7 protein-coding genes are annotated in these 13281 nt (G+C 37.1%); 2 read left to right on the top strand and 5 right to left on the bottom strand.

The genetic code is table 11. The features are described 5' to 3' along the window. Nucleotides 1-144: 144 nt before the first annotated feature. Together AS4_RS17445 and AS4_RS17440 are read left to right on the top strand one after the other, a co-directional pair. Complete coding sequence (locus tag AS4_RS17445; protein WP_004723666.1) at nt 145-1575, top strand: amino acid permease; 1431 nt, start codon at nt 145-147, stop codon at nt 1573-1575. Between the two features lie 252 nt (nt 1576-1827). Beyond that, the gene (locus tag AS4_RS17440) at nt 1828-2937 is read left to right on the top strand and encodes an acyltransferase family protein (protein WP_096735019.1); all 1110 of its coding nucleotides are present in this window, start codon (nt 1828-1830) and stop codon (nt 2935-2937) included. 279 nt (nt 2938-3216) lie between these two features. Here the strand turns inward: AS4_RS17440 and hemJ are convergent, their stop codons facing one another. From hemJ to AS4_RS17420, 5 genes are all read right to left on the bottom strand, one after another. Then, on the bottom strand, nt 3217-3669 hold the full coding sequence (hemJ, locus tag AS4_RS17435) for a protoporphyrinogen oxidase HemJ (protein ID WP_096735018.1): 453 nt from the start codon (nt 3667-3669) through the stop codon (nt 3217-3219). A gap of 81 nt (nt 3670-3750) precedes the next feature. Next, nucleotides 3751-4983 carry a beta-ketoacyl synthase N-terminal-like domain-containing protein gene (locus tag AS4_RS17430; RefSeq protein ID WP_004723663.1) on the bottom strand — a complete coding sequence of 411 codons (1233 nt, stop codon included), beginning with the start codon at nt 4981-4983 and terminating at the stop codon, nt 3751-3753. 302 nt (nt 4984-5285) lie between these two features. Beyond that, a complete protein-coding gene (locus AS4_RS21830) occupies nt 5286-5456 on the bottom strand; it encodes a hypothetical protein (protein WP_167468957.1) in 171 nt (56 codons plus the stop codon). Further along, a complete protein-coding gene (locus tag AS4_RS17425) occupies nt 5432-9175 on the bottom strand; it encodes a DUF4132 domain-containing protein (RefSeq protein WP_096735017.1) in 3744 nt (1247 codons plus the stop codon). The genes AS4_RS21830 and AS4_RS17425 overlap by 25 nt, the downstream gene beginning before the upstream one ends. A 201-nt stretch (nt 9176-9376) precedes the next feature. Next, nucleotides 9377-13219, bottom strand: coding sequence for a DUF4132 domain-containing protein (locus AS4_RS17420; protein WP_096735016.1), 3843 nt, complete (start codon nt 13217-13219; stop codon nt 9377-9379). Nucleotides 13220-13281 lie beyond the last annotated feature (62 nt).

Here is a 13281-nt window from a genome sequence, read left to right as displayed (position 1 = left end):
ATTAAAGCAGTATTTGCCCCGAATTAAAGCTGGTCACATGTAAACCATGTGGCCCAGTTCGCGTTAGGTAGAACAATAGAACGGGAATGTTCTTATGCCACAAGCGGGTTTTACCTCCAAAAAATTGTCAAAAAGGATATTTTTATGACAACTTCAAGCCATTCAGATGACGTACCATCGTCGCCAAATGAGCTACAACGGAAATTATCCAATCGTCACTTACAATTAATTGCAATTGGTGGTGCGATTGGTACAGGCTTATTTATGGGTTCAGGGAAAACTATTTCCCTTGCAGGCCCTTCAATTCTGATCATTTATATGATCATTGGTGCAATGTTCTTTTTCCTGATGCGCGCATTGGGTGAAATTCTACTTTCAAATCTGCACTACAAATCCTTTATTGATATGGCACATGATTTAATTGGTCCAGGTGCAGGCTATTATATTGGCTGGTCATACTGGCTCGGTTGGATTTTAGTGGGTATTGCGGATTTAGCAGCAATTATCAATTATCTCAATTTTTGGCTTCCAGACGGAACCGCCTTTACCCCCATGGGACAAGCCTTAATTAGTGCGGGATGCGTACTATTGGTATTGGGGATTAATCTCCTCACGGTAAAGTTGTTTGGTGAAATTGAGTTTTGGTTTGCTTTGATCAAAATTTTAGCCATTGTCGGATTGATTCTTATTGGTGGCTATATGGTGTTGAGCCATTTCCAAGCACCAACAGGTTCAGTTGCAAGCTTTAGCAATGTCTGGTCGCATGGTGGCATGTTCCCGAAAGGCGCAAGTGGCTTTTTAGCAGGTTTCCAAATCGCCTTGTTTGCTTTTGTCGGAGTCGAACTGATCGGTACTATGGCGGCAGAAACCAAAGATCCTGAAAAGAACTTACCTAAAGCGGTCAATGCGATTCCGACCCGTATTATTTTGTTCTATGTATTGGCACTCTTTATTGTGATGTCGGTAACCCCTTGGAATGAAATTCCTGCGGATCAAAGTCCATTTGTCACATTGTTCCTACATGCTGGTATTGGTGCAGCGGCTGTGATTATGAACTTGGTGGTTTTATCCTCGGTAATGTCATCGATGAACAGTGGTGTATTTTCAACCAGTCGTATGTTGTTTGGATTGGCCAAAGAAGGGCAAGCACCGACGAAGTTGGCTGAGCTGTCTAAACGCGCCGTTCCTGCAAAAGGTTTGTTGTTCTCTTGTGGTTTTATTATGGCAGGTGCAGCACTACAATATTTTGTTCCAAATACCGTTGAAGCATTTACCTTAGCCAGTTCTTTATGTGTGATTTTATTCATTAGTATCTGGAGTATTATTATGGTGTGTTATATACGCTACCGTAAATTACGCCCAGAATTGCATGAGAAATCAAACTTTAAAATGCCGGGTGGTGTATGGATGTCTTATCTTGTTTTGATCTTCCTTGCCTTTACTTTGGTGATTTTAAGTCTTGAGCCTGATACTTTAAAAGCTTTAATCATCAGCCCATTGTGGGTCATTATTTTAGCGGTGACCTATCAAATGATGTATAAACCACGTATGAAAAAGCGTAATCAACAGCTTTAATGTTGAATATTCAATTGATCAGGAGATGGTGTTAGATCATCTCCTGAATAACTATGATATGAAAAATTTTGATATAAATTAAATTTAAAAATTAAACGCTTAGATTAAATATAAGATATTTAATTTTTTGGTTTTCCCCGTGATGGATTGCATAGATTCAATGTAAAATTTAACAAATTATTCTAAATAAAATACTGAAATAAAAATAAAAAACACGTTTAATAGTATCATTTACGCTAAACAACAGCATATATGCGCAATAACAAGATCGATCTCTTACGTGGAATTTCAATTTTATTGGTACTTCTCCACCATTTTAATATTCCTTATAAACTGCATGACACATTTCTAGGTATACAAATCTTTGGCGAAAGCTTGAGTACCTTAATTGCCCGCAATGGTAATTATGGTGTGACCCTATTTTTTGTGATTTCAGGTTTTTTAATCACCCAACATACTTTACAAAGAAGTGGCACACTCGCGCAGATTAAACTTAAAGATTTCTATATCCGCCGTATTGCCCGAATTATGCCTTGTTTGGTACTACTGGTAGTGCTGGTGACGGCACTGGGTGCAATGGGGTTAAAACCCTTTATCAATCAAGAGCCAAACGGTATTGAAGTTTCTTACGGCTTAACTGTATTTTCTGCTTTTACCTTTTGGATGAATATTCTGATCATTGAAAATGGCTGGGTGAATTATGCACTTGGTGTGCTGTGGTCCTTATCTGTTGAGGAAGTCTTTTATTTAGTATTTCCGATTTTGTGTGTTGTATTAGGCCGTGGTAAAGGCTTTATTATATTTTTATTGGCAATCATCGTTTATGCACCTTATTTCCGTTCATTACATTTTGCTGAGGAAAGTGGGGCTTATCTTTATCATTATTTCTCAAGTTTTGATGGAATTGCGATTGGCTGCTTAACTGCTTTAATGACTCAGCGGATGAGTCAAAAAATTCAGGTTTCAAGAATCGTGGTTCCAATCATTGTGGTATTGATGGTTACTGTTTATTTATACGCACCAATCAAAGAGGTCAGTACTTGGGGAATCAGCCTTTTTGCTCTATTGTCAGCAATGTTGATCTTCTGTTTTGCTCAGAACCCACATACTGAATCTCGCTCTATATTGTCAAAAGGTGTAGCGTGGATTGGACAACGTAGTTATGAAATGTACTTGTTTCATTTGATTATCTTGGGTTTATTTAAAGTTTTTTATTTTCCTAAAGAAACCTTAGCAAGTGAAAAATTAATGCTATTGCCAATTTATTTTATTGCTGTTTTTGTATTGAGTTGGGCCATTGAAAAGTATTATTCAACACCGATGAATGCAAAAATTAGAAATTGGCTAATTAAGAGCCATTGAAAAAATCCTATATTTATTGAGCTTGCACAAGCAAATGGTTATTCGGGAACGGATCTAATCGGACTTGATGTTGAGCGCAATAGCGTGATTGTGCATTGTTTAAGGTAATAACAACTGCTTTTACATCATTGAATCGTGTATGGAGTAACTATCGCATGGCGACATGGATTAAGTTTTTATAATTTCATATTGCTGAATTTATTAAAAAATTATTTAGGTGGGCCTGTAAATTACATACAATCAATAAAAACCTCCATTTAGGAGGTTTCTATCTACAAGTTAAAATGTTGGTTTAACGACCACTAAAATCACCACTGCAAATAAAATCAGGGTTGGCATCTCATTGAAAAACCGCCAAAACTTATGCGATTTATAATGTGCATTGCCAATCAGTTTTTTACGGTAATAACCACAGGCAAAGTGGTAAATCACCAAAAGACCAACTAAACCGACTTTTAGATAAAACCATAAAGCTTCATGGTAATGACGTGTTGCATCACCCCAGTCTACGAGAAAATGTGCAGTGATTAATGTTGCGATCATCGAAGGCCACATAATGCCCCGATATAATTTACGCTCCATGATCTCGAAACGCTGATGACTTAGATTGTCATCGCTCATGGCATGGTAGACAAACAAACGCGGGAGATAAAACAGTGCTGCAAACCAACACACGACTGCAATGATATGTAAAGCTTTTACCCAAAGGAAAGCTTCTGAAGGAGCATCCATCAATTTACCCTTTTAAGGGCAGTGTGCGAGATGTCGATCATCCAAACTTATTTTAAATTTGAATGATCAACAATTCTTTGTTTAGCCTTCCCATTTTTTAAAAATGAGACAAGCATTGACACCGCCAAAACCGAAACTGTTACTCATCACAGTATTCAATTTTGTATCGCGTTTTTCAAGTACGATGTCATAACCTTTTGTGCCTTCATCAAGTTCAGTGACATTGATGTTTGGCGCGATGAAGTCATTTTGCATCATTAATACAGAATAAATGGCTTCTTGAACACCAGCAGCACCCAGACTGTGACCTGTCATAGACTTGGTTGAGCTTAATGGTGGAACATTACCTTCACCAAATGCACGACCCATCGCAAGAAGTTCAGTTACGTCACCAGCAGGTGTTGAAGTACCATGGGTATTGACATAGTCAACCTTATCTACGCCATGTTGTTTAGCTTCTTCTAAAGCCATTAAAATACAACGGGTCGCACCTTCACCCGATGGTGCAACCATATCCGCACCATCCGAATTTGCAGCATAAGCAACCACTTCTGCAAGAATATTCGCACCACGTGCTTGAGCATGTTCAAGTGATTCAAGTACAACGAAACCACCACCACCCGCAATCACAAAACCGTCACGGTCTGCTGAGTATGGGCGTGACGCTGTTTCTGGAGCATCATTATATTTAGAACATAGTGCGCCCATTGCATCAAACAATAAGCTTTGTGACCAATGATCTTCTTCACCGCCACCGGCCAACATTAAATCTTGTTTACCCAATTGAATTAGGTTGTAAGCATAGCCAATCGCATCAGCTGAAGTTGCACAAGCACTAGTGATTGAATGAGCAACACCTTGTAATTTAAATGCAACACCGACATTGGCAGTAATGGTGTTTGACATATTACGTGGTACGAAGAACGGGCCAATTTTACGCGCACCTTTTTCTTCTAAAAGTTTAACCATCTCTGTAACAGACGCAGTTGAGTTACCACCTGAACCCCCTGCAATACCGTAACGAGGATTACCGCCCAATTGTTCTGGCGTTAAGCCTGCATGTTCAACGGCTGCAAGCGCAGAATTGTAGGCATACATTGCACATACGCCCATGAAGCGCTTGAGTTTACGGTCAATACCATCAAAATCTTGTTCTGCTGCGGCACTGACATGACTTTTAAAATTAAGTTCTTCGTAAGTTGAATTATGACGTGTCCCTGAAATACCATTTTCCAAAGAGTGCTTAACAGCTTCCAATGTATTACCGATACATGAGTTAATGCCCATACCAGTGATGACAACACGACGGTTCATGCAAAGTCCTTTATTTTAGAATACAGAATGAATGTTTACATTTAAACGCGTTTACTTTTTTAGTTCAATGGCGAAAGATATTGATTCTTGTGCATCATTTAAAACAATATATTGTATGCTTAAAAGTTAATTAAATAGCTGAAAATAAATATATTTATTATTTTTATAATAATATGAATTCATGATGGATATTTACATCAATTAGGCAAAACCATCCATAAGCAGGGCTTAGCAGAGATGGTTTGAAGCACTAATTTTTGAAATAAATTTTAAATTGCTGGGATAAGCATGGTGTTTTATCCCTATTGTAGAACAAGGCTTCTCTTTACCTGCTGAGTTGAATTATCCATATAACCGATACGATGGCCATCAAGACCAATCATATCGGTTGCAATACAACTGTTATAGCCTGTAGCAAACCTAAACAAAATTTCTTTGTCTTTATGAATTACCAAGGCGTTTTCTTTTCCCATTCAGGATCAAAACCTGATGTAGAAGCAGCAACTTTTAAATAATCTGCATAACTCTCAGCCAATAAAATTGGTGGAATCTGTTTAAGTGGAAGTTCATTGTTGTTCCAAGAGCGGCTGGCTTTTTTGCTAAAGGTCAGTTCATAAAGTACAGCTGGAATATTTTCCTCTGGTACATAACTTCCGCTAAATGTAATTTCTACATCAATACCCAACTGTTTATACGGCTTGGTATAGCGATCAAATGAACCACCATCTTCGATACTGGCACGTTGGTAGCCTAATTTGGTCACTACACCACGGAGGGTAAAGGTGTCTGTAAGCCAGCCGTTATGATCCTTAATTTCAGTGACATTATCATCTTCAAGCTTTGGTAGGTGATGAGTCATCTGTTCAAATAAGAATTTCACTTTATAGTCTTTAAAGTGTGCAATCCAATCTTTGGCTTCCTTTTCACCAACCAAAACCGCATGAGAAATTTGAATTTTGCTGTCTGCACTGAGTTCGATTTCATCATCATCTAAATTCAGTAATGCACCATCATCACTTGGTCTAAAACTGATTTTTTCACCATTGGTTTTGATCTCAAGCCAAATCAGTTTTTGGATTAAGCGTCTCATAATCGGATGGGCAAAGATATACTCTTGCCACTCAGCAACATTCCACTGACGTTCGCTACACATCGCCTCATACAAACGACCTGTTTGCATATCCACGACTTGTTTAAACTCTTTTTTACTGGTACTAAACAGTGCTTTGGCTTCTTTGATCAGGCTTTCATCATCATTTTGACGGGCCGCGGGTAGCGCTTTAACTTCTTTACCTTCTTCATTTTTAAGAATGAATTTATCTTTATCATCGACAATGGCACTAAAGTTACGTGAGCCATATTGTAGTTGTAACACTCCATTTTCATCTAAACCTGCTGTTGGAATAGTACGGTCAGCCAGCTCATCACTTGTCCATTGATTGCGTTCAGCAATCTCAGCAACCAATGTGTTTGCAAGTGTTTGTACCGAAGCAGTCCGGTAGCGACGTGAAAGTGAAAGCAACAGTTGGGTGATAGACGGGTTATCGCTAATGGATAATGCACTAATCATGGCTTCTAATTGAGCTCGGCGCGTATAGTGCTGTTTGATAAAATCTTGTATTTGTTTTACTGCAAAACTTCCTTGAGCTGCAAATGCCAGTGCTAAGAAACCTTTACTTTTGATTGCTGAACCTAAAATACAAGAAAGCTGAATGTTTTTGATTTCTGTAATGACTTCTTCAAGTGTAATCGTCCCATAGTATGCATAATAAGTATCATTTTTCGCCCAAGCCTGATAAGCATTGCGATACTGTTGTAAACGTTGTGGCGCATTTTTAACAGCATATTCTGTTGCTTCATCCAATCTAGGACCACGAGTATCTTCAGTAATAAAGCTCTGTAGGGCGAAATTTGCAAGTTCTTGTTGGCTTTTTTCACTCAATAATCCGACATAACGTTGTAGCAATTGATTGGCTTTTGGTTCCTTCAATTTTTCTGCCAAAATCGCCCACCATTGTATAATTTTGGGGTCAACATCTGTGTTATTTTGCCATTTCACTTTTGGTAAAGTTTCAAAATCAAACCATTTAAAACTCACTGATAATTTACCTTTTAGCCCAACTTCTGCTTCTTTAAGCAGTACTTCTGGCTTGAGATAAGCATTAATATCCTGTCCGAGCTTTTCCAATGCCGTTAAAAGTGCAGCTCGAACGATTTCTTTTTTCTCTTTATTCAGCAAAGTATTCAGTGGTTTTACTGCATCTTGATTTTGCAAACGCGCCAACCACTCAATTGCAGAAATTCTTACTTCTTGCTTACCAGATTCAAGTGCTGTGATGGCTTGTAGATGGATGTCTGGAATTTTTGCCAAAGCCTGTTGTGCATCAAAGCGTAAGCTCTTATTTTCACCAAGTGCTAATTCTAATAATTTGGGAATAAACTGACTTGGCACTTGTGGAAAATATCTTAAAACATTGATTGCTTTTTGGGGATTAAATTGCTGCCAACTGTCTTTGAAAAGAGAAGGTGTTAAGCCTAAAGCTTCTGTTAAAAATGCTTGATGATCGGCAAAAAATGGCCAAATTTTTTCAGGGTCAACGATATAATGAGACAACATATTGTACTCATCCATTAACATACCTTGAGCAATTAAACGATCAGCTTGACTGAATTCGGTCCGATGCATGGCATCAGCAAGTTGTTTTAAATCGAGTGTTGCTGTCTGTTCTGTTGTTAATATATCAAATAAATCTTCCCAGTATAGATTTCCACGTTCAGAGTGGAATGAACGAAGTGCATGGAAGATCGTATAATTATTTTGTTCTTTTATGCGGTTTTTATAATGAATAATTTCAAAATCATAAGCAAATGATTTACGTTCTATTTCACCATTTAACTGTTGCACAACTGATTCTAAATTGGTTTTTTTGACATATGTCCGATTTTTAAAGTAGTTTTGAAAATGTCGTGATTGATAATCTGAGGTTTTATTTTCCTCAATTTCCAATAATGCTTTTTGCTCTGCTTTAGTTAAAATTTCTTGATAATTTTCCAATATGATTTCAGTAAAAGATTCAGGAAGTTTTTTCTCGACCAACGCTACAAAGTCAGGCAGTTTGACTTGTTCAAGCTGAGTTTTTTCACTTGGTTTTAGTCTTTGTAATGCCATTTGTATGGCTTGTTGTACTGACTTTTGCTTTTCTTCATTAAGGGCTTTTTCTAAAAGTTGAGCATGATCTTGCCCTAAACGTGCAGAAAGTTCCGCTGCCGCAGAGCGTTCTTGGCTATTCCCTGAAAATAAGAAATAACGCATATGTTTTTGAACGATATTTTGATCGATGATGCTCAATAATGGCGAAGCTTTATCACTGATGGCTTTGGTTTTATGCAATGAAAGTCGTACGATGAGTTTGCTAAGTTTATCGTATAAATCGCCATGTTTTTGCAAGAAATCTAAAAATGTATGAATCCCGTTGCTAGTTAAATTGGGAATTTTTTCAATCAATTCATCTGCATGTTGTGCTAAAAAAGATTCTGTGTCTTTCAAATTAAAAAGCAAGTGTAAGCGATCAAAATCGTGACTTCTCAGATTCTTACGTTCAAATAAGACCAGTAATAAATGTTGTTCGAAACATTCTTGTTCACTTTCAAGCAATGCATAGAGTTTTTGTAAGGTCCAATGAGATTTAATATTTTGCGACTGTCCTAAAGCTTTAAAACCAACATCATAAGTTGTGTTTAATGCATCGACGATAAAATATAAAAACCAAACAGGCGCTTGTTCATAGAAATTAATAAAATTAAGTCGTTTGGTTGTTGCTTCTAACACTTTTGCAAAACGTACAATCTGCGCATGATCAAGCTCATCAAAAATTACGCCATATAATTTTTGACGTGCATTTTGCGAATGATAAGCCATGTGCTCTTGCTGACGATTAATATGAAAATTGGGACTATACCAATTGTAAGTGCCAGGATTACCCAGTAGGGCAGTGGCTTGATCATCAGGGAGTTTTTGAAAAACAAGTAATATTTCTGGATTTTCACCAGTGATTACAAATTTTAAGGTTTGGGCTGGTAAATCAGCATCAATATCGACTAAAGGTTTAAAAATATCTTGTAAATTTTGAGCTGTATCTAGGCTAAATGGTGCAAATAATTCATTTATTTGCGTATATGTCATATTTTGCATTTGGCACCTTATTATTTTTTTGGATCTCATTGGATCTTCATGTAAGTTTTTTATGGACAATATCGTATTTGGTTTTATAACGATATGATATGTCTTGGTGAATATTAACATTCAGTTTTTAAAATAGAATATCAAACAGCCAGTTTTGAAAAACTGGCTGTTATCCCTTTTTTAGCGATTATTTATACATTTTGATCCAGATTACCAAGGCGTTTTCTTTTCCCACTCTGGATCAAAACCTGATGTAGAAGCAGCAACTTTTAAATAATCTGCATAACTCTCAGCCAATAAAATTGGTGGAATCTGTTTAAGTGGAAGTTCATTGTTGTTCCAAGAGCGACTGGCTTTCTTGCTAAAGGTCAGTTCATAAAGGACAGCAGGAATATTTTCCTCTGGTACATAGCTTCCACTAAATGTAATTTCTACATCAATACCCAACTGTTTATACGGCTTGGTATAGCGATCAAATGAACCACCATCTTCGATACTGGCACGTTGATAACCCAATTTGGTTATAACACCACGTAATGTAAAGGTATCTGTAAGCCAGCCATTATGATCCTTAATTTCAGTGACATTATCATCTTCAAGCTTTGGCAGATGATGGGTCATCTGTTCAAATAAGAATTTCACTTTATAGTCTTTAAAGTGTGTAATCCAATCTTTCGCTTCTTTTTCACCAACCAAAACCGCATGAGAAATTTGAATTTTGCTGTCTGTGCTTAGCTCGATTTCATCATCATCTAAATTCAGTAATGCACCATCATCACTTGGTCTAAAACTGATTTTTTCACCATTGGTTTTGATCTCAAGCCAAATCAGTTTTTGGATTAAGCGTCTCATGATTGGATGGGCAAAGATATACTCTTGCCACTCTGCAACATTCCACTGACGTTCGCTACACATCGCCTCATACAAACGACCTGTTTGCATATCCACGACTTGTTTAAACTCTTTTTTACTGGTGCTAAATAGTGCTTTGGCTTCTTTAATCAGGCTTTCATCATCATTTTGGCGGGCAGCAGGTAGTGCTTTAACTTCTTTACCTTCTTCATTTTTAAGAATGAATTTGTCTTTATCATCGACAATGGCACTAAAGTTACGTGAAGCATATTGCAGTTGTAACACTCCATTTTCATCTAAACCTGCTGTTGGAATAGTACGGTCAGCCAGTTCATCACTTGTCCATTGATTACGTTCAGCAATCTCAGCAACCAATGTGTTTGCAAGTGTTTGTACCGAAGCAGTCCGGTAGCGACGTGAAAGTGAAAGCAACAATTGGATGATTAATGGGTCATTACTGATCGATAATGCACTAATCATGGCTTCAATTTGTGAGCGACGAGGGTAGTGTTGTTTCATATAGTTCTGCAATTGTTTTACTGCAAAACTTCCTTGTGCATTGGCAGTCAGTGAAAGCATACCTTTACTTTTGATCGCGGAACCCAGATAAAGTCCTAAACGTTCGCGTTTAATCTCTTCAATCACTTCTTCTAAGGTGATGGTGCCATATTTGGCATAATATTCAGGATATTTTTCACCATAACGTTTGTATGAATCTCGATAAGAACTCAGTCGGCCAGGCGCTTCTGTGGTTGCATATTGCGTTGCTTCATCCAATGGTGTTTGTAAGGTATCTTGATGAATAAAACTGTGTAATAAATGATTAGCAAGTTGTACCTGATCTTTTTGATCAAGTAAGCCACTATAGCGTTGTAATAAGGCATTGGCTCTAGGCTCTTTCAGCTTTTCCGCCAATATCACCCACCATTTAATAATTCTAGGGTCAACCTCTTTGCCATTCTGCCATTTCACTTTTGGCAATGTGTCAAAATCAAACCATGTAAAACTGCTTGAAAGTTTGCCTTTTAAACCGTCTTCTGCTTCTTTTAGCAGCACTTCTGGTTTGAGATAAGCACTAATATCCTGTCCAAGCTTTTCCAATGCTGTTAAAAGAGCAGCTCGAACGATTTCTTTCTTCTCTTTTTTAAGTAAAGCATTCAGCGGTTTTACTGCATCCTGATTTTGTAGACGTGCTAGCCATTCAATTGCTGTGATTCGAATGTCTTGTTTACCCGAATCTAGGGCTTCGATGGCACGTTGATGAATGTCGGGAAGGTGCTGTAAGGTTTCTTGCGCTTCATAACGCAAGCGCTTATTTTCACCCAATGCAAATTCGAGTAAGCGCGGAATAAACTGTACTGGTAAGGATGGGAAACATTTAAGTACAAAGATGGCATCGGATGGGTTAAAGCTTTGATATTCATTTTTTTCTAAAGATGGAGAAAGCCCCAACGCTTCAGTTAAATATTCTTGATTTTCCGCAAAAAATGGCCAAATTTTATCTTTTTCATAAATATGGTCTTGTAAACTTTGATAATAGGATGATCCCGCTAGAATCCCTTGAGCCACTCTACGTTTTGGATCATTAAATTTAGCCGCATCAAGAGCCTGAACAATATGGCGAAGTTCATAATTGGCATATTCTTCAGGTTTAAGCATTTCAAATAAATTAGGCCAATAGATCCAATTTCGATTGCGTATCGCAATGATTCTCATAGCATGATTAATGGAAAATTCAGGATATTTTTTATATTTATTTTTATGGGTAATAATATTTTCAACTTGGTGGACATTTTTAAAAGATGCATCACCGTTCAGTTGGTCAACAATCGACGTTAAAGTTTGATGATTAATTTTTTTAAGCTGCTTTAAATGATCTTGAGCCCAAGTTCTTTTATAACTTGCTGTTTTATTCTCTTCAATTTCATCGGCAGCATTCTGTTCAGCTTTAGCCAAAATTTCTTGATAATTTTCTAAAATAACTTCGGTAAAGCTTGCTGGAATTTTTTGTTCAACAAATGGTTGAAAGGTAGGTGCTTCAAAATCTTGCTGTAATTGAGCAGTATCAACAGATCTTAAGCGCTGAATCGCCATTTGTAAGATTTGTTGTACAGATTTTTGTTTTTCCTGTTCAAAAGCTTGTTCTAGTACAACTAGATTGTCAGCACCTAAACGTGCCAATAGATCTGCAGAAAAGCCACGTTCCTGACTTGAACCTTCCAATAGATTTTGATTTAAATATTTCTGGCTATCTTCTGGATTTAAATTCGTCAATAAACTGGTTGCTTTAGTACGGATGGTTTTAGATTTCCCTACAGAAAGTTTGACAATCAAGTCGGGGATTTGTTTGATCAATGCTGTTTGTTTGGCGATATAGTCTAAAAAGTTTTCTTGTCCAATGATGCTCAGTGTTGGAATAAGTTTTCTGAGTTGATCTAATCGGGCTGAAATGAAATCTTGGGTGTCCTTGAGTAATAATATTTTATCTAATTTACTAGAATGATAACTGTCGATATTTTGGCGTTCAAATAAATAAGGCAACAGTTCATCGCCTAAACCCTGTTGATCACTTTCAAGCAAATCAAATAGTTTCTGTTGGGTCCAATTTTGCTTTAACAATTTATTCGGATCTGCTTCACTAAACTGCTGACTATCAAACGCGGTAATAAATGTATCTACCGTGAGATAAATAAACCAAGCGGGCACTTTTCCATAAATATTGGTAAAATTTTTCTGTTGTGTTGCAGCTTCAAGCACTTTAGCAAAACGAATGATTTGTTCAAATTCTAATTCTTCAAAGATCTCACCATAATAACGACGGCGTAGTTTTAGTGCTGCTTCAGCAAGCTTATTTTCTTTTTTATCCAGTGATTGATTATTTTGAGGCCAATACCAGCTATAGGTACCTGGCTTTCCCAGTATAAGCAGTGCTTTTTCATTCGGGTATTGCTGCAATTTAAGTAGTATTTCTGGATTTTCTCCATCCAAAATAAATAAAACCACATTTTGATCAAGTTGGTCTTCAATGACGGCCAAAGGCTGGAAAATATGGTAGAGCTTTTCAACTTTATTTTTTAGATCTTCATTATGTTTTTGAATGTGGTCATGATCAGCGGTTGAGTTTGTTTGTTGCGTTTTCACTGCCTTATCCTCAGGCTTTAAAAACATCGACTCAATTTTTGAAAAAAGTTTATTTAACATCTGTATTCCTTTTGAGCAACTCGCTGTTGCTTTTCTATAGGCGCTAATACTTTAGGCTTTAA

The sequence above is a fragment of the Acinetobacter guillouiae genome, assembly GCF_002370525.2.
Classification (GTDB): domain Bacteria; phylum Pseudomonadota; class Gammaproteobacteria; order Pseudomonadales; family Moraxellaceae; genus Acinetobacter; species Acinetobacter guillouiae.
The sequence above is the reverse complement of the archived record's forward strand: the minus strand, read 5'-3'. Positions and strand labels throughout refer to the sequence as shown.